Origin of the sequence: Mesorhizobium sp. M2D.F.Ca.ET.226.01.1.1, assembly GCF_004022705.2 — a bacterium.
In the GTDB taxonomy this organism is placed as follows: Bacteria; Pseudomonadota; Alphaproteobacteria; order Rhizobiales; family Rhizobiaceae; genus Mesorhizobium.
The window spans coordinates 1-22,104 of sequence record NZ_RZOY02000016.1 but is presented as its reverse complement, the minus strand read 5'-3'; the positions used below and the strand labels follow the sequence as shown (position 1 = coordinate 22,104).

Here is a 22,104-nt window from a genome sequence, read left to right as displayed (position 1 = left end):
CAGGATCATGACGCTTTATTTAGTCGAACGTTAAGGGTCCAACCCATAGGTTCCGCGCCGAGTGGAGCGCAGGATCAGACAAGGCGCACGACCGCACCGCGGCAGACCGTCGGATCTGCGGGCTCGCCTAGGATGCCAGATGCTCCGGCCAACCGGAGCTACGCTCTTCAGATTGCTTGTTGACCGGTCGAGGTTTTTCGCCTTCGACCTGATTGGACCCGCGGCAGAACCGGCGAGATGCGAGGATGATTGCGGCTCTCAGAGACGTTTTTTTGCAGAGGGTGGGTCCACGCCCGATGGTGGGGCTTGAGCAGACCGGCCCCGACACGGTCGACGCTGCCGGGGGGCATAGCGTAGCGGCCCAAACGGAGTTCGACGACGTGAGGCTCATCGTGCGCCGCTGGCAATCCGCCTGCGGCACAGGTCCCCTCCCGCCCTATGAGGAAATTGCGCTAGGCAGCGTCGGCCGCTTCTCAGAGGAGATCGCTGTGGTCCGTCGTTTGGGCGACGAGCCGCCCTTCCTTTTGCGCTGCGGCCGGCGCTTCCGCGCCATCGTCGGCTTTGCGGAGTCCGCGCGCAGCCTCGATGAGCTGCCATATGCCTTCAATCTGGCAATCGCCTCCGCCCTCGACAACGCCTCCTCGGCAGGCGAGCCCCGGCTCAAGGTTTGCCACTGGGTCGTTGACGGCAAGGTCTCCACCATCGAGATCGTCGCGCTGCCATTGTCGTGCCGCTGGCCGGGCGAATACTTCCTTCTATTCCTTCGGCCGCGCGCCAGCCAGTTCGAGCTTTCCAGTCTGCTCATCAACTCCACTCAGGAAGGCGTTATCGGGCTGAGCCCGATCGATTGTGGGCATGGCGCAATTTCTGACTTCTGCATACTGAGCATCAACGAGGCCGCGGCGGGCTTCCTCGGAGCGACCGTCGACAGCCTCCAGTCCACCCTGCTATCGGACGCGCTGACCCAGGTCGGCATACCAGAGGTACCCCAGGAACTGCTGCGCGCGGGTTCAGGGGGGCGCCTATCGAGCTTCGAGCTCGCCTATTGGTTGGGACAGCAGAGGATCGCTCTCAAGGTCGGTGTCGACATCGCCGGCGGCGTGCTGGTGGTCACTCTCACCGACATTCGCGACCTGAAGGCGCGGGAGACCCTCTTCCGCTCTCTATTCGACGACAATCCGGTTCCGATGTTCGTGCGCAGCCAGTCGACCGGCAACTTTCTCAACGTCAATGAAGCGGCGCTGCGTCTCTACGGCTACAGCCGCAGCGACTTCCTGGACCGCAGCTTGGCCGAAATCCGCGTGGATGGCACCACCATCCGCGAAAGCGACGGTCGCGAGATGGTGCTTCGGCACCGCACGGCCGACGGTCGCGAACTCGATGTGATCGAGTACACAAGCGAAACCCTTGTAGACCATCAGGTGGCAATACTATCGACAATTGTGGACATGACGGAGCGCAAGCGCGCCGAAGCCCATATCACTTTCCTCGCTCATCATGATCCATTGACGGGACTGGCTAATCGAACGGTTTTCACGCGCGAGCTGGAGCGGGCGGTGGTCAGCCTCAAGCAGGACGGACGGCGGTTCGGCGTGGTGCTGATCGACCTCGACAATTTCAAGACGGTCAACGACACGCTCGGACACGCGGCAGGCGACGCACTCCTCATAGAGGTGACCGCCCGCCTGAAAGAACTGGTGCGCAAAACCGACGTGGTGGCCAGGCTCGGCGGCGACGAATTTGCGATCCTGATGCCGGCCGTCGAATGCCGCTCCGACGTTGAGGAGCTCGGCCAGCGCGTCATCCGCGATCTCACCGCTATACGAAAGGTCGACGGCGCCGAGATAGTGATCGGCGCGAGTATCGGCGCAGCTCTGGTCCCAGACGACGCCGCTGACATCGACGGCCTGCTGAAATGCGCCGATCTCGCCCTGTACCGCGCGAAGCAATCGGACAAGGGCACCTTCCGCTGGTTCGAGGCCGGGATGGACATGCGCCAGCGCGAGCGGCGTGCGCTGGAGATAGAATTGCGCGGCGCCGAAATCGACCGCGAGTTCGAGTTGCATTACCAGCCCATCATCCGGACGCAAACCGGAAAGCTGCGCGGGTTCGAAGCCCTGCTGCGCTGGCACAATCCGCGCCGAGGCATGGTGTCGCCCTCGGATTTCATTCCGATCGCGGAGGAAACCGGCAAGCTCGACGAGCTCGGCCGCTGGGCGCTTGCGGTGGCTTGCCGGGAGGCGGCAACCTGGCCGCGCGAGCTGGTGCTGTCCGTCAACGTCTCGCCGGTGCAGTTCCGCAAAGGGGACCTCGTCGGAACGGTCGGACTGGCCCTGGCCGGAAGCGGGCTGGAGCCGCACCAGCTGGAGATCGAGATCACCGAGTCGGTGCTGCTGTCGGCCAGCAGCACCAACCTCGCCATCCTCAAGCAGCTTCGCTCGATGGGCGTGCGCATTGCACTCGACGATTTTGGCACCGGCTATTCCAGCCTGAGCTATCTCAGGCAGTTTCCGTTCAACCGCCTCAAAATCGACCGATCGTTCGTCCGCGAGATCGGCCGATGTCCAGAGTCGCTCGCCATTGTCCGTGCCGTGATCGGCCTCGGCGCCAGCCTCGGCATCGATACTACGGCCGAAGGTGTGGAGACGGTCGGACAGTTGGAGACACTGCGTGCCGAGAAATGCGGCGAGTTGCAGGGTTTCCTGTTCAGTCCGCCGGTTGCCAGTGAAAGCGTTGCCGCCATCATCGGCGCGTATTTCGAAGAGACATCGCGTCTCGCGTAACGGGATCGTCCATCTGGGCGTTGGGTCGGGGTGGTTTCGGAGGCATCCATAGTCCACCCGCTGCCGGCGGCGACTCCAGGGCAATTCCGGCCGGATCACTGGCGGAAACGGACTGGCCAACCCTGGAGGGGTCCACGCTGAGACGTCTGCCCACTCGGCAAGGGTCTGCGGGCGGTAAGATCCGTCGTTTCGCCAGCGCTCGAAGACGCTGCCGTCGATGGTCTCGTTGATGGTCGCGGTCACACCCGCGGCGTCCGAGACCGCCGTGGGCCCGATCGGCCAAGAATATCTCCCGCTGAAAGACGCTACCTTCCTCCGAGGAAAGTCCCGTAGGAGTTGACCACACTGGGATGATGACAGGGCACATACCAAGCGCGGCAAGCAAAGCGCATATATCCTGACAGAGGTCCACGCCAATGCGGAAGCGACAACCTGCGGCTGTTTCTGGCGAGCACCAACGTGACGATTGAGCTAACGCAGCTCAGAAGGTGCTGCCAGTATTCCGGATACGAGGGCCAGCGAAAGGCGAAGAGCATGTCTATGGATGATGACAAAACCGAACCCGTAACGGTGGACGTGCTGGCTGTGACGTCCACCATCGTCGCGGCGTTTGTCAGGAGCAACGCGATCCCCGCCGCCGCCGTTCCTGACTTAATCGCAAGTGTCAGTTCTGCGCTGAGGAGCATTTTGCAACCGCCTGCGCTCCGAGAACCTGAGCTTGTCCCGGCCGTCAACCGGAAGCGGTCAGTGTTCCCCGATTATATCGTCTGCTTGGAGGACGGGAAAAAGCTCAAGTCTCTTAAGCGGCACCTCGGGGCCCATTTCGGCATGACGCCGGAGGAGTATCGGGCCAAGTGGGGACTCGACCCGGATTATCCTATGGTGGCACCCAACTATGCCGCTCAGCGGTCCCTCGTTGCCAAATCCGCTGGCTTCGGTCGCAAGCCGCCCGCCAGACCACAGGGTGAATCGCCTCCCTCGCTCGAAAGTTGAGCTTTCGGCTTTGACGTAGGTTACAATTTGGGGAGATGGCAGCAGCCTCCAACCTCAGTCAGCCGTTCTCTCGCTGCCCCTTTGTTGCGGCGCGACAATAACCGGCCGCCCAAGTGCGCCCCAGCGTGGCCGGTATCCACCAGGTCGCAACGACCCCATTGGCGCTCCTGCGGTACCGAAATCCGCCGCGGCGGTTTTGCCGTCAGGCAGCGCAACCCTCTGGTTCAGTGCACAAATCACACACAGTGCTGTCAGAAATTTCTCCTTTGCCTGTCAGAACATCTGGAGCGGGGTACCATAGGTCTCAAGACCAACAATCAGCAAAGGACCCCCTGAGAATGCAACTTACTTTCAATCGCCTATTCAACCGTCTTACCTCCAACAAGGGCTATACGATCGACCAAACCATTCTGATCGTCGCCATCATCGCTATTCTTATCACCCTCGTGATCATCACGGTCGGTTGGCAATTGCTCAACCGCTCGAGCGGTACCAAGGCCGGTGCCCAGCTCAAGCAGGTTGAAGACGCCAACGGCCAGTTCTACTCCGGCCAACGCCTGTGGCCGCAAAACGCGCTATCCAGCGCCGGCACGCCGACCACCAACATGGCGGTGCTGGTTAACCAGACCATCCCCGCCGCCAGCTGGGCCAGCACCATCGACCAGTCCAACCTGCGCAACATCCTCCCCGGCTTCCGCACCAGCGGTACTGGCACCTCCGCCGTGGTCTACCACAACTTCGGCAGCGGCTCGTCCACCACCAGCACCATTACGCAACAGGTCAACACCATGGCTACCGCCGGTCCCGACCAGCGCCTGGTTGTCCAGTTCGCCGATATGCCGCTGGCCGACGCCAAGGAAGCCGACAAAGCCATTGATGGAAGCGTTGATGCCACCAAGGGCCGTGTGATCTACGGCACCACCGCCTGCTTGAACAGCACCAGCGGCGGCGCAACCACCATCCCGTCTGCCCAGCCTACGGCCAACTCCGTAATCCTCTGCTACGCTGCCAACACCATCAACTAACGTTGGTTCTGCCAAATGCCGCCTCAAGGGGCGGCATTTACGTGCGCCGATTGCATATTAGTTTTTACTTACGCACGAGAACAAAGCGCGAAAGCGGGCGGTTAGCCTTGCCCTCTGTTAGCCCTATTGTCTCCGCAGGTTACGCACGCGAAAGCCCCATTTCGCCAGCCGTGAACGTCGCCGGACGGACCGCGCAATCAGACGCCGGTGATCTCCCCGATCAGCTCGCTGCACTTCTCGGGCTCTCTGCCGATGAGCTGGTCTGGCACAGCTACCAGCGCTCAACCAGGTCCGAACTGTTGGATGCAATTTGGCTGCCGCCATCATCAGTTTGCCTGCTCGCAAGATTCTGGACGAGGGCTTTCAGTTCCATTCCCGCGAGTAATCCATTTCGTTTCCTCCGGACGAATTGGAATGACCTAATCGCGAATGGTCCAAAAACGAAGCGGCGGCGCATTTCTAATTCCTACTAAATTAGTAGATTGATGAGATCGCAAACGGAGACCCCAATGACTCGATCTCTCAAGACATGGCTACTTGCCCCTTTACTCGCAGGGGCCGTCCAGTTCGGCACGCTCAGTTTCGCGTTTGCCGACACCACCATCCTCAACGTGTCCTACGACCCGACACGTGAGCTCTACAAGGCCTATGACGAGGCCTTCGCCGCGCACTGGAAGGCAGAAACCGGCGAAACCGTCACCATCCAGCAGTCGCATGGCGGATCGGGCGCGCAGGCCCGTGCGGTCATCGACGGCCTCAACGCCGACGTGGTGACCCTGGCGCTCGAAGGCGACATCAACGCCATCGTCTCGAAGTCGAAAAAGATCAATCCCGACTGGCGCAAGAAATTCGAAAACAATTCCGCGCCTTACACATCGACCATCATCTTCCTGGTGCGCAAGGGCAATCCCAAGGGCATCCATGACTGGAGCGACCTGGTCAAGGACGGCGTGCAGGTGATCACGCCGAACCCGAAAACCTCGGGCGGCGCCCGCTGGAACTATCTCGCGGCCTGGGCCTATGCCAACGCGCATGACGGCAATGACGAAGCCAAGACCAAGGAATTTATTAGCAAGCTCTATGCCAACGCCCCGGTGCTCGACAGCGGCGCTCGCGGTTCGACCGTCACCTTCGCGCAAAAGGGCCTGGGCGACGTGCTGATCGGCTGGGAAAACGACGCCTATCTGGCGCTCGACGAATTCGGCGCCGACAATCTCGACATCGTCTACCCGCCGACCTCGATCCTGGCCGAGCCGCCGGTCGCCGTCGTCGACGCCAATGTCGACGCCAAGGGCACGCGCAAGGTGGCCAAGGCCTATCTTTCCTATCTCTATTCGAAGGAAGGCCAGACCATCATCGCCAAGAACCATTATCGCCCCGCCAAGCCCGAACTGGTGCCGGCCGAGGACCTCGCCAAGCTGCCCGCGATCAAGCTGGTCACCATCGACGACCCGCAATTCGGCGGCTGGAAGAAGGCGCAGCCTTACCATTTCGGCGACGGTGGTATATTCGACCAGATCTACAAGCCGGCCAAGTGAGGCCGGACGGCCGGTAAGCCTCATGGGCATACCGGCCGAATGCGACTGCGCCTAGCCATTGAATAGAGGGGACGATCCAGAACAGCATGACCACAGCACCCGCTAAAGCGGGGTGCCGGTTCAGACAGCCGAGCGTCATTTCCGGGCTTCGGACTGACGCTCGGCTTCTCGCTTGCCTACCTCACGCTCATCATCCTTAATCACAGCAGTGGCGAACCCGCAACGACGGTTGCCCCATTTGGCGTCAGGAGCGACGCCAACCGGTTAAGGTTGCGGTACAGTGACTTATGCGCCTCCTTTTCCGCCTCTTGATCCCCGCCGTGCTGGTGGCAGGGCCGGCGTGGGCGCAGGACTGGGGCGCAGTCGTCAACGTCTCCACCACCATGGGCATCACCGGCAACCGGCTTTGCTATGGAGAAGCCTCACGGGGCGACATTGGATGTCCTTCCGACGCGCCGGTTGTCAGCGGCTCGACCATTACCGGCACGTTCGTCGGCGACGGATCCGGCCTGACCGGCCTCACGCTTACAACCGATCGCATCGTTAGCGGCACAAGTTCGGCGGTTATCGACCGCAACGGTGTCCTGACCATCTCCGGGAGGCTCGAAATCGTGACCGGCACGAATGTGGTCGCGATCGGCAACAACGCAGGGTCGACCAATTCCGGCACCAATGTCGTTGCCGTTGGCACCAACGCCGGCATGACCAATACCGGAAGCGCCGTTACATTGGTGGGGAAGTCGGCTGGGTACGGCAATGCTGGCCCAAACGTCGTGGGAGTTGGCGATTACGCGGGCCAGTATAATAGCGGCACCGCGCTCACAGCGGTTGGCCATGCCGCCGCCCAGACCAACACCGGCAACAACGTTACCGCCGTCGGGGGCTGGGCAGGCACGTCCAACACCTACAGCAACGTCACCCTGCTGGGCTATGCCGTTTATACCGCCGACAAGTCCAACCAGGTGGTTCTGGGAAACGGCAACGTTGTTGAAGTGAGCACAGCCGGCGTCTACGTCGGCAAAGGGGTCAGCACCACCGGTGGCATCTCCGGCACCACCGGGTACTTCAGCAGCAATGTCGGCATCGGCACGGCAACCCCCAGCACGTCGCTCAACATTATGGGTTCTTCGCCCATAATTCGCCTCAGCGACATAACAGGCCTCTATTCGAGCGTTAACGGGTCCAGCGGCAACCTCTACTACAGCAGCTACAACAGTGCCCGTAACCATTACTTTATGGCTGGCGGGTCCGAGCTAATGCGCATCCTCGGCACCGGGCAAGTCGGTATCGGCACCGCAACCCCAACCACCGCTCTTGAAGTCTCCGGTACCGTCTCCGCCACCAACTTCGTCGGCAACGGGTCCGGCCTCACCGGCATCAGCACGGTCACCGACCGCCTTACCTCCGGCACCTCTGTCGCCACCCTCAGCCCCAACGGCAATCTCTCCGTTCGCGGCCTGCTCGATATCGTCACCGGCACCAACGTCGTGGTCCTGGGCAGCGGTGCCGGCCTTAGCAGCTCCGGCACCGGCGTCACGGCTTTGGGCGCCTCGGCAGCACGCCTTAACAACGCTGGCAATGTAACGGCACTCGGCTATGGCGCCGGCTACCAGAATACCGGCAGCACGGCCTCGCTGGTAGGAACCTACGCCGGCTATAGCAATGCTGGCGCCAACACTGCAGCTACGGGTGCCTACGCCGCCCAGAACAACAGCGGCACCAATGTCACCGCAATGGGTACCTATGCCGCCCAGAACAATACGGGCAACAGCATAACGGCGGGGGGGTACCTGGCAGGCCAGACCAATACCGGCCTCTATCTCTCCGCCTTCGGCTATGCCGCAGGGCAGCTTAACACCGGGGATTATTCCACCTTGGTCGGTGGCTTTGCCGGCCAGAACAACACCATGACTCACCTTACGGGCGTCGGCTATTTCGCCGGCAAGGATAATACGTCCGCTTACGTGACGGCTGTGGGTGAGGAAGCTGGACAGCTGAACTCCGGCTACGCCCTAGCGGCGATGGGAGTTGCCGCCGGGAAGTACAATACGGGGTCTAACTCTACCGTAATCGGATCCTACGCGGGTCAATACAATACCGGCCTCAATACCGTCGCCGTGGGCTATCTCGCGGGGAGGAACAACCTGGCCTCCAACGTCACGGCCCTTGGTGCCTATGCCGTCCAGAACGCTTCCGTCTCAAACACCTACAGCAACGTCACCGGCGTCGGCTTCAACGCCCAGCCCAACAAATCCAATCAAGTCGTCCTCGGTGATGGCAACGTGGTGGAGGTCTCCACCGCCGGGGTCTACGTCGGTAAGGGCGTAAGCACCACCAACGTCTCCGCGTCCTACATCGACGCCACTCGCAACGGCACAGTCAGCGCCACCACCGGCTACTTTGCCAACATCTCGGCCACGCACTTCTATGGTGATGGCTCGGGCCTTACCGGCGTCATCGCAGCGGGCTCCGACCGTATCGTCTCCGGCACCGCTCAGGTTGTCGCCAACGGCAACACCAACAGCATTTCCATTACCGAATCCGGGGTCACCACCGGCTACTACTACAACGGCGTCTGGGTCGCGAGCGGCATCTCCACGACAGGTACTGTAAGCGGCAGCAGAGCCTATTTCGCTACCAACGTCGGCGTCGGCGTCACCAATCCCGCCGCCAGCCTCGACGTCTCCGGCACCGTCTCCGCCACAATCCTGCAACTGGCCGACGGTCCGCCGGCCACTTGCGGTCCTGGCGCCTACGGCATCATGAAGATGGTCAATGGTCGACCCTACTACTGCCGTCCGTAGAAATGCCTTAGCGTCCTTCGTTATTTTCTGAATAACAGTCCTCTGGGGATCGGGCGTCGAGATAGACGGCAGCACCGGGACCGACCGTTGGCGGATCGACCTGCAACTGCTAACGCTTCGCGCTCAGAGACTCCGGAGGACTATATGGGAGAGGAATTACAGATCAAACGCATTCCGCCGTTCCCATCGAGAGCGACGGTCATTGCCGCAGCCAATATGCTCAAAGTCGAGGGTCACTCAGGCTTTGAGGCTATGCGTCTGGAATTCGATCTCCAGGACACAGACGCGGGCACAGGATCTGGACTAATGGCCCGGGCGACGTCACTCGCTACCTACGCCCTGAAGAATCCTGACGCCAGAACCCCGGATGGCATGTCATTGCAATCGGCTATTGTTACCCGGGCAGGCGAAATCTACCGCAGTGGCGCCACGGCCAACATCGGCGAAAAGGAGCGATCGGCGTTCAAGGCGGCGTCAGCCCAGGATGGACGACTAAACGATGTGACGGAGTTCGGTGAGGAAGTTGTCACGATTAGCGAAAACGAAGTCGTCGACCGTCGACCCGTGACATGCGAACTCGAGAATCCCCAGCCCTCCCACACCGCTTTGAAGCCCGACCGACCACGCAAGGTCTTCGTCGTTCACGGCCATGACGATGCAGCACGGGAAGCCGTAGCCAGGCATTTGGAGCGTCTCGGGTTTGAGGCGATTGTGCTCCATGAGCAAGCAAACCGGGGTGGTACGATCATCGAGAAGTTCGAAGCGAACAGCGACGTCGGCTACGCTGTGGTGTTGCTCACGCCGGACGATGAGGGCGCGAAGACGGGATCTATTGCGAGCCCAAGGGCTCGCCAGAACGTCATATTCGAATGGGGCTATTTCGTTGGTCGCCTCGGCCGCGAACATGTGTTGGCTCTGAAGAAGGGCGATGTCGAGCTTCCCTCGGACATTCAAGGCTGGGTGTGGGAGGTACTCGACGACTATGGCGCCTGGCGCCTAAAACTAGCAAAAGAACTCGCGGCGGCCGGGTTCTCCATTGATTGGAGCAAGGCGGCTTCGTGAGGGCTGTCCCGTCACCCACCCCCCTGCCGTGAAGCATACCATATCGCCACAGGTGTGCCCCGCAGGCCGCCACTACAAGTGGCGTACAGGGGGGCTAAACAGTTATACAAAGGAACAAAGTCGATTTCATGCGTGCGCCGCGAAGGGCTGCTGCTGGCGACCATTCGCCAGCAGCAGGTCGTGCAGGTCTTGGGTCAAGACCTGCATCGGCGCCTCCTACTCGTCGTTCTTCGGCGCGCGGAGGACAATGCGCCCGTCGAGCGGCAGGGCCTCGAGGATGAGCGTGCCGCCCTCGCCGTCATCGTGGGCGAAGAAGGCCCCAATGCGCGTCCAGAAGGCTTTCTGGCCTTCAGCCTTGGCGTCCCGCACGGTGTAGGCGTGGTAGGTCGGGGATTTCGCCTCGGTCTTGGCAGTCTTGGTGTTCTGATTGTCTTTCATGGTCTTTTCCTTTGGTTGATTGATCTGTCCCGAAGGACGGTTCCCAAATCGACCGGCGGCACGGCTGGCTTGTCCCCAACACGGGAGCGATAGCGAAGGAGCGGGCAGGAACGGGACAAGGCGGACGCGCCGGTCAGAACCGGACATCCATTCGGGCCGTTCAATCAACGGAAAAGCCTTGAAAGGCCGAACACCTGCCAATGAGCGAAGGCGACGCCATCACCGCCGGCGACAGCAGAGGTCACATGCGAAGGCAACCCCTGGACCCATCACGGCACAGCAGCTCGCCCGATGCAACGAATAGGCACCGCGCTTCGGACCGGGCCGCTCGGGAGCGGACCGATCCGCGCAACCGGAAACGACAGAGCCGGCGGGCCCACCGCCGACCGCGCCTTCGGCAACGCCATGGCGTGGCCGGTCGGACATAGGATGTCCGACACCCGCCGGCCGGCGGTCTGTCACTCGCCAATAAATTGGGGAGTGACAGACCGCACTCAAACCCACGGTAGACAAAGGGTTAGCGCAAACGCTGCCGCATGACCTGCAAATGACGCTGCGGCTCGCTTGTGCAGCGGAACATCATTTCCAGCGTGATGCGCTGGCCATTGGCAGGCGGCGCCGTCCACTATCCCGGCAGGCAAACACTGCCTGAACCATCTCACCCGACCATTTCCCAAGCAAAAGGAGAGCACACCATGCCTGCTCAACCCATTCGTGCGCCGCCGCGGCGGGCACATCTCCGGTCTCGACCTCTCGGTGACCGGATGCCCAACAGGGCAAACCACTTCGGCCAGCCATCCGGCTGGCTCGGGAGGCTCATACCGTAAGGAAGACTACGCATTCCGGCCATGCCGCGAATGACCTTCGCGGGGTGTCACGATCTACGGACGTGCATCGGCCATCAACACTCAGCCAAAAATAAGAAGCGAGCAAGATGGACGATCTAACCATGGACCTGGTGCGGCTGTGCCAACGCAACCGGGATGGCTCTTACGGCACTCAGAACAACCGCCGGCGCGGCCTGACCGCAATGGCGAATGACCTCGCGGATCTCGGCTACAAATTGCCGGCCGCGAGCTCCCTTAAACCCAAGCACGTCGAGGCGCTTGTCGAGCGCTGGCTGGACGGCGACACCACCGACGCCAGTGTCCGCAACCGACTCACCTGGTTGCGGTGGTGGGCGGAGAAGATCAATAAGCCCAACGTCGTCAACCGTGACAATGCCGCGTACGGCGTCGCCGAACGCGGCGAGGTCACCCGCAACCGCGCACAGGTCCTCGACCCCGCCAAGCACGGCGACATCGAGTGCCCCTATATTCAGACCTCCCTACTGCTCCAGTCCGCGTTCGGCCTGCGGCGCGAGGAAGCCATGAAGTTCCAGCCGGAGGAAGCCATCCGGGGCGACCATATCGCCCTGAAGGCCAGTTGGACGAAGGGCGGTCGCGCCAGAACCATACCGATCACCACGCTGGAACAGCAGCAGGTGCTCCAGGAAGCCAAAAGGCTTGTACCCGGCCGGGGCTCGCTCATCCCGGCGCAAATGACCTATGTCGAGCACCTCAAGCGGTTCGAATACCAGACCCTCAAAGCAGGCCTACGCAACACCCATGGCCTGCGGCATGCCTATGCCCAGCAGCGCTACCGCGCCTTGACCGGTCGGCCCTGCCCACTGGCCGGCGGCAAGCGCTGGGCCGACATGGACAGCAACGAACGCGCCGCCGACCGCGCGGCCCGCCACAAGATCTCGGCCGAGCTTGGCCACGGGCGCCTCAAAATCACCGACACTTACCTCGGGAGTGCTTTCTGATGAAACGCGCGGAAGGCAATTTCCTCATGGCCTTCAAAACGAGGAAGTTCTACGCAAGCCAACTCTTCAAGCCCGCAACAATCGCCAAAGCGATCGACGAGGCCGCTACGCAGGGCCATCGCCACTATCGCGTCGTGCAGGACCTGCCGTTTGATCTTTCCGAAACCGCCGCGGCCCAGGAACTGGAGATCTGGCTGGATTCCGAGCAATTCCACTACATCTGGCGTCCGACCCTCATTGAGCAGGATCCGCTGCGTATCGCGACGGTGACGGAGTATCCGGAGCTGGAGATATCGTGGTGAGGTCTCCGACCTGTCGGAAGCAGGCGTTCGCCTGGCAATCGAGAAGGGGATGTCCATCCCCTTTTTGCCTTTGTGGCTCCGCTTCCGGAGCTCTGAGGCCAGCAGTTCTGCTGGCTATTAAGGTAATATTTGGAACGTCGAAGCTACTCAAAGAATCGTCAGTAGGCCCATTGTATTTATCCGTGTCGTTGCTACTGTCCCAAGTCTAGCGGGGACTGGGGTATGCCGGATTGGTTCAAGGATTTCGATCCTCTGAAGGGGATGGAGCCGTTCGGCTCATCCCGGAGGAGGGGAGCCGGAGAAGGCTTTTCAACCGGATTCAAGATAGCAACCACAATCAGCAACATGTTCGCCCAACATCGGGCGCGCAAACAGATCGAAGAGGAGCAGCGCGAAGAGAAACGCCGTGTCGACGAGGCGGTTGCCAATCCGCCTCCGCTGCATGGCTCGGCGCGCTGGGCCGATGCCTCCGAACTCTCGAAAGCCGGTCTGCTGCACCCCAACTCGAAATTCGAGAGTCCCTCTTCGATTTTGCTAGGCGTTTACGAGGACCCTGCCCTCGGCGGCGCAGTCGCCGGCCAGCTTCACTGGGACGGCGAAGGCCATCTCCTCACCGTGGCACCGACACGCTCGGGCAAATCGACCACGACCATCATCCCCAACCTGGTCCGCTACAAGGGGTCCTGTGTCGTGCTGGATCCCAAAGGCGAGCTCTACGCCCAGACGGCGGATTGGCGGCGGAAAAACGTAGGGCCAGTCTACCGGCTTTCACCGTTCCTGTCCGAAAGCGATGCCTACAACCCCCTCGACGGGGTCGCTTCGTTCTCCGACGCCCAGGCACTCGCTGATTTGATCATGCCGCCGGATAAGTACGCCCCTGACTTCTTCCGCAAGGACGCCATCTCGATCCTCACGGCCATTATCATGTTCGTCACCGAGGAGGCTCCGCCGGGGCATCGCCATATGGCGGAGGTGCGGCGTATCACAGCCGCGCCCCTTGCATCGTTCACCGAAGCGATCAAGACGATGGCGGTATCGCGCAATCCGGCGATTGCGAATGCCGCCAACATCGTGCTTGCAAAGGATTACAGCAAAGCAATCCCCAATCTGCGCGACACCATCAACACCGAGTTCGCCCTGTGGGATGACCCGGGCCTCCACCGCGCCACTTCGATCGCCTCCTTTGACTTCCGCTCGCTCAAGGATGAGCCCGCGACCGTCTACATCACCGTCCCGTTCCACAAGATGTCCGCCTATGCGGCGTTTCTGAAGATAACGCTGAGCACGGCCCTCGAGGCGATGCTCCAGAACGAGACCATCCCTGAGATACCGGTGCTGTTCGTTCTGGACGAGTTCCTGAGTTTAGGCCCGTTCCCGCGCTTCCGTGATGCGATCCGGACGCATGCCGGCGCAGGTGTCCGGCTGTGGTTCTTCCTGCAGGACGTGCCCACGCTGGAAGAACACTATCCGGGCGGTTGGAAGACCTTCTTCAACACGTCCGTGAAAACGTTCTTCGGGACTGACGAACACTTCACCTCATTGACCATCTCGGACTTCCTCGGCGACCAGACGCGCGGCTACCGGACTGCCGGGACCAGCAACAGCGCCTCGACCGGTCCGATCTTCACCGGCAATGGGGCAGGAACGGGCTCGGTCAATCACGGCGTCGCCTATACGCGCCGCCCTCTTCTGACGCCGGATGAAGTGACGGAACTGCTGAGCGGGACCGCCCCGGATCAGACTCGCACCGGCCTGGTGTTCGCGCGGGGCGTTCGCCCGATCAAGGCCAGGCTCGTGCCCTGGTTCCTCGGGCAGGCCTGCCGTGATCGAGTCACCCCTCCAGCCAACCGAAAAGCGTGAGCAGCGGCATGAACTCCTTTTTTGACGAAGTCAGGCCCACGGCCGTCAGGTACCTGGCAGCGACAGCGCTGCGACTTGGCTGGTATGCCATCAACACCGGTTTCAGGCTCTACCCGAGCGTCGTGTTGCCGTTGCCGCCTCACTTCTACTGGGCGCCTCTCTTCGTCTTGATCGACCTGGGCCTCACCATCTGGCAGGCGGCGCTCCTATTTAAAATCGCGAAGCGCGCGTTGGCTCGTTACCGGCCTGAACTGGCCGCCCGGTTCGGTCTTGACACCAACCCATTGGAGAACCGGCAACTGGACCTCACGTCCGCCCGCCGGACGATGGTCGGCACCCCCATCATTCTGGCGGCGAGCGTCCTCTTCACCTGCGTATTCATCCAATGGCTGATTGTTGGCGGCCTGCGAGGCGGCGCCTTTATCCAGATGGGCTTCTACAGCCCGGCGTGGATCATCGGAGGCCTCTTGGCGCTCGCCGGACTCATCTACGGCAATAGGTTCACGGCCCGCGCCAAGGCCAGGGTCGGCAAGACGTTCGGCGTCGAGTACCTCGATGCCAGCCACCCACTTGCGAAGCGTGTCGCGGGACACGCCGAGAAGCTTGGAATCAAGCCACCTCTCGTCGGCGTGGTGAATGTCGCGAATGCCTTTGCGATGGGAACGCGTGGAGAGGCCGCGGTCGTTCTGGGCAAGCCCTTGCTGAACCTCCTGTCGCCGCAGGAACTGGACGCGGTGATCGGCCATGAACTCGGCCACGTGGTCTACAACGATGTGCAGCGGATGCAATTCGCGGAGGGATTCCAGACCATGATGGGCCACGTGGCGGACTTCGCCGCGAGGGTTGCGACCGCCATGGTGGCCCAGGCCGCAAAGGACAAGCGCTATCAGCGCGACGTCACGGAGTTGACCGGAACATTGGCTACGGCGGCACGGTACACGCTTTTTGCAGGGTCCGAACTGGTGGTAAAGGGGATGTCGCGAGCCCGTGAATTCAAGGCCGACGCCATCGGCGCCGGCATCGCTTCACCGGAGGCCATGATTGGCGCCCTTGAGCGCGTCCATGGAATCCCGGCCAAACCGACCGGGGTCGAGAACAGATACGGCTACCTGATGTTCCGCGGTGGGAGAATGGGCGCCCTGTTCAGCACGCATCCCCCGCTCAAACGCCGCACCGACGCCCTTAGGCGTGGTGTCCATCTGAACGAACTTGCCCGGAAACGTTAGGTTGATGGTGGGACTAACGGTCCCGGAACCATTGTAGCCTTGGGTCAATTTCTTGCTTCCGGTTCTCTCGGTCCCCCGAGCCCGGGGCTCCCGGTCTCGGCCTCACCCACCACGGGTCCGGGTCGGCTTGCAGTTGCTGTTGCATGCCGGTGAAATGACCGGGACTGGCGGCCCCCAATGCATCGAGCCTGTCCCGAAGGCCTCGATATTCCTGAAAGATGGCGGGGAGCTGCAAGCTCGCGTCGATCGCGGGCTCTTTTCTCGCTTCATCTCGGGGCATCTCACCGAGTGAAAAGAGGTGGTTCTTCAGGAGCTCGTGGGAATGCGCGTCGTTCAGGGCGGATTGCACCCATTTTTCGTAGGCGAGGTCCGGCCGTTCAAAGCACCGCGCGAAGAGCTCGTCGAACTGACGGTTGAGCTGCACCATCCGCGCGGTCAGTTTCTCTATGTCTGCTTCCGGATCGAGATCCTTCGCCATCGTGATTTCCTTTGACAGGCTCTAGGAATAATGTCCTACTCTTGGCGTGCGACACTATTGGATCAGAAGGTTAGACTACGAGCTTGCCCTGGCAAAGCGCCGTCCGTGGCGAGACTGGCCCGGATGGTTCTTGTTCCACCTGGTCAAGCGGCCATATTATGCCTGCCTCCTGCATCTGCGGCGCAGACAAGGACTTTACAAAGAAGGATTGCCGCCCAGCGCCACCGCAACGCGTGTGCGGGGCGATATGCTGGCGGGTGCCTTGCCGTCGCGCCACAAACAAAAAAACACATTGAACTAGTTACGTCGACCTGTGGTTCCGGCTGACGGGACCGCCGTCGCAGTCACCGGTTCCGCCACCACGTTTCGCGATCGACCTCAGGCGTGTCACGCTCGGCGGCCGCTCGCTTCTCGGGTGGCGTGCTCACCCACCACTCCTGGCCGTTCTCAGGCGCACGCTCCCGGTCGTTGGGAAGCGGATAGGCGTCCGCAGCCTGCTCGACCTCGGCAATCATCCGATCCTGTGCAGCTTCCAGCTCGTGCGAGGGTATCAAATCGCCATCCGGACTCAGCACCGGCAGGTCCCTCTCGGCAATGGGGTCGCCCTGCTCGTGATCCTGGGACTGCCAATACTGCCAGAACTCATTGCGTTCGTGCTCGGTCATGTCCGGGGCCGGTTCGCGGCTTTCGGGGGGCCAGTCCCGTCTCAGGGCCAGGTGGGGATAAAGTTCCGCAAGCGGATTGGGCATGTTCAGCTCCTGTCGGACCTTGGCAATGCGTTCAACGTCGATCTGGGCGCGGCGGCCCCGCCGCGCCTGGCGATCCGCACCCAGGTGCCGGCTGGCACGTGGGGACAAACCGGAAGAGGCTTTGCTACGGGCGTCGATCCGGGTGTCGAGGCCAGCGCCCGCGAAGCTGGCGTTGGCAATTTTGGCCCACCTCGCACGCGCCTCCATCACGAAGCGGACGCCGTCGGCTTCGCGGAGCTTCTCGGCAAAGCCTTCCGCCGTGATCCGGCGCGTTGTCAGCAACATGTGGGCATGAGGATTATTGTTGCTGCCGTCCTCGTGAATGGCCAAGTCCACGACATAGCCCTGACGTGTATACGCATCGGCCATGGTGCTGGTCAGCTCGCGCCAAATCGCCGGCGCGACTTCGCGCGGCAACGCAAATTCGATTTCCTTGGCCAGCCGCGCATCCTTGCGCTTCTCCGCGGCTTCGACAGCATTCCAAAGCTTCGCGCGATCGCGCATCCATACGGGAGCGCCAGCCGGGACCCGGATCTCGGTGTGGACGACGTCGCGCCGCCCGCCAAAGGCACTCTCGCGCTCTTCCGCCTCATTCGGCAACGTCTCACCCGCCCGATAGGCTGCGGCGGCGACAATCGAACGACCGTCGCCTCGACTGATGTTCTTGACGTGCAGATGAAAGATTGCCACCGGTCACCCCGGCTTTGCAGTCTGTCGGGTCGCGACGGACAGTCAAGTTGAAAAAGCAGGTTTTTCGGCGCCGCGGGGTTCCAAGGGCCCTCCCTTGGCGCACTTGCCGGTTTTCTCCGGTTTGCGTGTCGCAACCGGTTAGAAAACCGCGCAACGCATCGCAATTTTCGGTCAATGCGTACGCGTTGTGCGATGCGTAAGTGCGCTGTTGGATGGGGCGCTGTTGGATGGGGCGAGGAAGTCCCGTCCCGGGGACGCTAACCCTCCCTCAAACTAATTCTCAAATAGGTCGATCGTCTCGGCCTTCGGCTGCTTAGGCGGCTTGGGCGGCCTAGCCTTCCGGACGTTGATGGCAGCCGCATCGAGCCGGTTCTTGAGATGCACGGCATAGTGCTTCTCAATCATCTCGACGCTCGTCCGGCAGTTTTTGGCGACCTGATAGATGTCGGCGCCCTCCAGCAGTCGGAAGCTGATGTAGCTGTGGCGCAGCGAGTATAGCGTGCGCCGGTTGCCCTCGCGGTCGAGCTTCAGCCCGATTTTGTCGAGGATGCCGTTGAACTGCTTCTTGTGGTCGACGGGGAACAGTTTGTCGGTCGGCTTTGGCTTGTTCCGGGCCACCATCCGCTCAAAGGGAAACACCGCGCCTGACGTGCTTTTGCAATACCCTACCCCGCGCTTGCCGCGCACCTGGATTTCAAGGATCTTCTGGCCGGTCGCCTTGTCCTTCACGATCTCCACGTCGCGGTATTCAAGCCAGTTAGCCTCATCCGGCCGCAGACCGGTGTTGGCGAGGAACAGGATCTTGTCGTGAAGCTGCTCTGCCAGCCACACGCGGTGGGCCTTCTCACCCTCCTGAGCCTTCTTGCTGGCGTCTCGCGTCTTTTGCGCATGTGCCCGCGTCGCCTGGTACAGCTGTTTGTATTCCTCTGGCGTAAACCACGCGCGGTGAACGACCTTCGCGGATTTCTTGTAGGGCTGCGAGATATCTGGCAGATGGGCGAGCCACCGATGGCGAACGGCCGTCCTTAAGACCAGCCGCAAAGTCACGGTCTCGTGGTGCAAGGTGCTGCGTGAGGGAAGCTTTTTGCCCTCCTCGGGCGTCATCCGGGAGATGCGATACTCCTGCACCGTACCCGCGTTGATGGTCGACAGGCCCATCTTGCCGAAATACGGCACCAGATAGCTGCGAACGCGCCGGTAGTGGTCCTTGACCCAGCGGGCGTTCCGCTCGCCCTCGGTCAGAACCTCGTACTCCGTGATGAACTGGTCGGCGGCATCTTTGAACGTTTTCTCGGTGACCAGCTCGCCGCGCCGGCCTTTGTCCTTGAGACCGAAATACCAATCCTCGGCCCAATCCTTGGCCTTGGAGAGGCTTTCCTCCTTGGTGCTGACCCGCCAGTTTTTGCCTTTGAGATAAGTCGAACAATGCCAAATCGGGCTGTCATTGCGCCGATAGACGTGAACTTTGCCTTCGAGAATCGTGTGTTTTTCCGCCACCGCCAGACACTCCCTGCGTGCGTGCAAGTTTGTGCAAGAGATGTGTAAGGCTACTTTCGGCGTCCTCGCCTAGCAAGGCGATTTCTAAGTGCCTGATTTTCCTTGGAAAATGGCACGGGCAGCAGGGCTCGAACCTACGACCTGCGGTTTTGGAGACCGCCGCTCTACCAACTGAGCTATGCCCGTGCATGCGCTTGTTCAGCGCAGGCACTTCCTAAAAGCTTCCGGGCCCTCTGTAAAGAGCACCGACCTGCCGTTTTCAAAGCTTTGCCGGATTTCTCGATCGCATTTCCGTCGGCAACGGATTGCGTTCCCAGAAACCGCGCCTGAGCCTACGACTTTCGGGCCGGCGGCTTGTACGGTCCGCCCGGTACCCCCCAGCTCCAGGCCGGCATCGGCTCGGTCTCCGGATCACAGGTCTCGCCGAGATTGGAATTCATCTTCGCCAGCCGCGATCCCCATTCGACATAGCCCATGAAGGCGGAACGGAATTCGGGGTCGTCGGGCAGGCCGACCTCATCGGCGGCATCGGCAAGGAGGTTGATCCAGCGCCGCCGCTGTTCCTCAGTCAGATGCTTGCCGAGGTGGTGCATGACCATCTCGCGGTGGCCGCCGTGCTTTTCGCTGTATGTTCCCGGTCCGCCAAAAACCTCGCCGATGAAGGCGGCGACATGCGCCGGATGATCGGGCGACATGTGCCTGAAGACTGGGCCGACGATTGGATCCAAGGCCACCTTGTCGTAAAAGGTCCGGGTCAGCCGGCTCAGCGCCTCGATACCGCCGGCCCATTGATACAAAGTCGGGATGTCCTCGCTCATCGCCGCTCCTCCATCTTCTGCGGACAGCACCGGGGAAAATAGTGCCTGCGCCCTGCCCGGCTCAACCTGCCTCCATGGCCAGTGCGAATGGGCTAGAGCTTTGCCGGCGCCTTTGCCTCCGCGTCGGCGGCCGGAAGAACCCGGCAATTGTCCGGCCTGGGCGCCGATCCGCAGATGGTGGCGCCCGTCAGCGCGTCCACCGATTGCGGACCGGTCGTCAGTCCGAATTTCTGCAACTCGTCCCGGCTGAGCTCCCTGTGCTTGGCGTATTCGGCCGACTGCATGGCGGCAAAAAAGCCCGATCCGATCGCCATCTCGCCGAGATACGCCCGGACCTTGTCTTCCATGCCCATGGAATGCACCAGGAAATGCGCACCGGCGCCAACCAGGCGTCTGGCGCCGCCGGCGACCATCACCGCGCAGGCGGCGTCGCATTGAGCGCCCGCATCGATTGTGAGGCCGGGATGGAGACCGTGGGTTGCGACGCACCCTACGGTGCCCGGATCGCAGTCGAGAAAATCCGTTCGGGCGACCGCGACATCCAACCCGCGCTCGCGGATCAGCCGGCCCGCGGCTAGTGCTGCCTGCACATCGCCACCCGGCGAGTTGATGACAACGGGCAGCCGGCGCTCACGGGTCGTATCGAGCAACTGGCGCAGCTTGTCGGCCGTGCCTGCGGCGATCGTGCCTTCCGCCGAAATCCATTCCGGACAATCGGGATTGCAAAGCGGATTGCTGCCGCGAACGAGAACGAAGCGCATCTCCTGCTCCTGCGGCGCGGGCGCCGAGGCGATGGGAGAAGGCGCGGCTCCGACGGCGGCAACCGCCGCCGGCTTGCCGTTCGCCGGCACCTCGCGGCAGTTCGCCGCCGCCGGCTGGCGCAGGCAAACGGTCCTCTCGGTCAGCGAATCGAGCGAATCGAGGCTGGTGACGAGCTTCATCTCCAGCATGTCCTCGGGTTCGATCTGCCTGATGTCGCTGGCAGGCGTCGCCTTCATCACGTCCAGCATCCCCTGCTCGACGCCCATCTCGTTCAAATAGGCCGACAGCCGTTTCTCGACCGCCTTGCTCATCTCATAGGTCTTGTAGCTGCCGGCATTCTTGCGGCTGACGATCTTGGTGCTGATGATCTTCTTCTTGCCTTTCACGATCCGATAGGTCGTTCGATAGAGCAGCTTCTCGCGGCGATAGGTGGTGGTGATCTGGTGGACGCCGAGATAGGCCCAGTCGCCGACGACGCGGCGGATGCCGCCGGCAAACATCAGCGGGCAGGCCGAATTGCACATCGCGCCGCTGTCATGAGCGACACCGGAATAGGGCTGGTCCTTGCCGTCATTGTCCCGGCAATTCATCCCTGGCGAGCAGCCGGAAAACTCCGTGATGCCGACCGCGATATCGAGCTTGTTCTTGCGCACCATGCGGCCAAGCTGCAGCGCGGCATCGACATTGCCGCCGGGCGAATTGACGACGATCGGCAGTTGCCGCCCGCCAAGCGTCTTCAGCAAGCGCCTGAGCAGCGCCGGCGTGCCCGCGTCGATCGTCCCTTCGGCTGAAATCCATTCCGGGCAATTTGGCTCGCAGCCGGGCGCGCTGGAGCGCACGACGACGAAGCGCATCGTCGGAGCGTAATCCGGCGGATCTTCCTTCGCGGATGCACCAAGGGCGGCCAGCGCCATCGCCGCTGCCGCTCCCACGCGGAGCAGCCCGCGCCAGCACCGTATTGTCTTTGAACGGAATGTGGAAACCACGTTTGGCAGCCCCAAGGATACAACCCATACTAGTTGGGGCGACGATGCTTGCAACAGAATTGACGAAGAGCCGCGCGACCCGTTTGCGAAACGAAAAAGGGCGGCCCGAAGACCGCCCTTTCCTGGTCGAGCCGGCAAAAAAGCCGGACCGATTATTCCTTGATGGTGACGACGATGCCTGCACCGACGGTGCGGCCGCCTTCACGGATGGCGAAGCGCAGCTTCTCTTCCATCGCGATCGGCACGATCAGCTCGACGTCGACGGTGATGTTGTCGCCGGGCATCA

The 22,104-nt window shown here is 61.8% G+C and carries 16 protein-coding genes, 1 tRNA gene and 2 pseudogenes; 11 read left to right on the top strand and 8 right to left on the bottom strand.

Translation table 11 applies throughout. The features are described 5' to 3' along the window. Positions 1-296: 296 nt before the first annotated feature. From EN869_RS29175 to EN869_RS29145, 7 genes and pseudogenes are all read left to right on the top strand, one after another. The gene (locus EN869_RS29175; RefSeq protein WP_167509404.1) at positions 297-2,783 is read left to right on the top strand and encodes an EAL domain-containing protein; all 2,487 of its coding nucleotides are present in this window, start codon (positions 297-299) and stop codon (positions 2,781-2,783) included. 534 nt (positions 2,784-3,317) lie between these two features. After that, positions 3,318-3,776 carry a MucR family transcriptional regulator gene (locus EN869_RS29170; RefSeq protein WP_127229630.1) on the top strand — a complete coding sequence of 153 codons (459 nt, stop codon included), beginning with the start codon at positions 3,318-3,320 and terminating at the stop codon, positions 3,774-3,776. 338 nt (positions 3,777-4,114) lie between these two features. Continuing rightward, positions 4,115-4,801 (top strand): hypothetical protein, encoded by a 687-nt coding sequence (locus EN869_RS29165; RefSeq protein ID WP_127229629.1) that lies wholly within the window; start codon positions 4,115-4,117, stop codon positions 4,799-4,801. 509 nt (positions 4,802-5,310) lie between these two features. Next, complete coding sequence (locus EN869_RS29160; RefSeq protein WP_127229628.1) at positions 5,311-6,339, top strand: sulfate ABC transporter substrate-binding protein; 1,029 nt, start codon at positions 5,311-5,313, stop codon at positions 6,337-6,339. A gap of 86 nt (positions 6,340-6,425) precedes the next feature. Continuing rightward, a pseudogene (locus tag EN869_RS29155) lies at positions 6,426-6,537 on the top strand (molybdate ABC transporter permease subunit); the annotation flags it as partial. An 89-nt stretch (positions 6,538-6,626) separates the two neighbouring features. Further along, positions 6,627-9,143 carry a hypothetical protein gene (locus EN869_RS29150; RefSeq protein WP_127229627.1) on the top strand — a complete coding sequence of 839 codons (2,517 nt, stop codon included), beginning with the start codon at positions 6,627-6,629 and terminating at the stop codon, positions 9,141-9,143. 144 nt (positions 9,144-9,287) lie between these two features. Then, a complete protein-coding gene (locus EN869_RS29145; protein WP_245514645.1) occupies positions 9,288-10,205 on the top strand; it encodes a nucleotide-binding protein in 918 nt (305 codons plus the stop codon). Positions 10,206-10,421: 216 nt separating this feature from the next. Here EN869_RS29145 and EN869_RS29140 read toward each other — a convergent pair whose 3' ends face one another. Continuing rightward, positions 10,422-10,643: a hypothetical protein gene (locus EN869_RS29140; RefSeq protein ID WP_127229626.1), complete on the bottom strand. Its 222-nt coding sequence runs from the start codon at positions 10,641-10,643 to the stop codon at positions 10,422-10,424. 934 nt (positions 10,644-11,577) lie between these two features. Between EN869_RS29140 and EN869_RS29135 the strand changes: the two genes are divergently transcribed. From EN869_RS29135 to EN869_RS29120, 4 genes are all read left to right on the top strand, one after another. Further along, positions 11,578-12,450, top strand: a complete 873-nt coding sequence (locus tag EN869_RS29135; protein ID WP_127229625.1) for a phage integrase N-terminal domain-containing protein — start codon at positions 11,578-11,580, stop codon at positions 12,448-12,450. Beyond that, positions 12,450-12,752 carry a hypothetical protein gene (locus EN869_RS29130; RefSeq protein ID WP_127229624.1) on the top strand — a complete coding sequence of 101 codons (303 nt, stop codon included), beginning with the start codon at positions 12,450-12,452 and terminating at the stop codon, positions 12,750-12,752. The genes EN869_RS29135 and EN869_RS29130 overlap by 1 nt, the downstream gene beginning before the upstream one ends. 222 nt (positions 12,753-12,974) lie before the next feature. Further along, complete coding sequence (locus tag EN869_RS29125; protein ID WP_127229623.1) at positions 12,975-14,612, top strand: type IV secretory system conjugative DNA transfer family protein; 1,638 nt, start codon at positions 12,975-12,977, stop codon at positions 14,610-14,612. 8 nt (positions 14,613-14,620) lie between these two features. Beyond that, positions 14,621-15,838 (top strand): M48 family metalloprotease, encoded by a 1,218-nt coding sequence (locus EN869_RS29120; protein WP_127229622.1) that lies wholly within the window; start codon positions 14,621-14,623, stop codon positions 15,836-15,838. Between the two features lie 13 nt (positions 15,839-15,851). Here the strand turns inward: EN869_RS29120 and EN869_RS29115 are convergent, their stop codons facing one another. From EN869_RS29115 to tuf, 7 genes and pseudogenes are all read right to left on the bottom strand, one after another. After that, positions 15,852-16,316: a hypothetical protein gene (locus EN869_RS29115; RefSeq protein WP_127229621.1), complete on the bottom strand. Its 465-nt coding sequence runs from the start codon at positions 16,314-16,316 to the stop codon at positions 15,852-15,854. 344 nt (positions 16,317-16,660) lie between these two features. After that, complete coding sequence (gene mobQ, locus EN869_RS29110) at positions 16,661-17,755, bottom strand: MobQ family relaxase (RefSeq protein ID WP_127229620.1); 1,095 nt, start codon at positions 17,753-17,755, stop codon at positions 16,661-16,663. 273 nt (positions 17,756-18,028) lie between these two features. Continuing rightward, positions 18,029-19,252, bottom strand: a complete 1,224-nt coding sequence (locus EN869_RS29105) for a site-specific integrase (RefSeq protein WP_127229619.1) — start codon at positions 19,250-19,252, stop codon at positions 18,029-18,031. 110 nt (positions 19,253-19,362) lie between these two features. Continuing rightward, positions 19,363-19,438, bottom strand: a tRNA-Trp gene (locus EN869_RS29100). Positions 19,439-19,584: 146 nt separating this feature from the next. Next, on the bottom strand, positions 19,585-20,070 hold the full coding sequence (locus EN869_RS29095) for a group II truncated hemoglobin (RefSeq protein WP_127229618.1): 486 nt from the start codon (positions 20,068-20,070) through the stop codon (positions 19,585-19,587). 92 nt (positions 20,071-20,162) lie between these two features. Then, a complete protein-coding gene (locus EN869_RS29090; RefSeq protein WP_127229617.1) occupies positions 20,163-21,746 on the bottom strand; it encodes a hypothetical protein in 1,584 nt (527 codons plus the stop codon). 224 nt (positions 21,747-21,970) lie between these two features. Continuing rightward, positions 21,971-22,104: pseudogene (gene tuf / locus EN869_RS29085) on the bottom strand (elongation factor Tu); the annotation flags it as partial.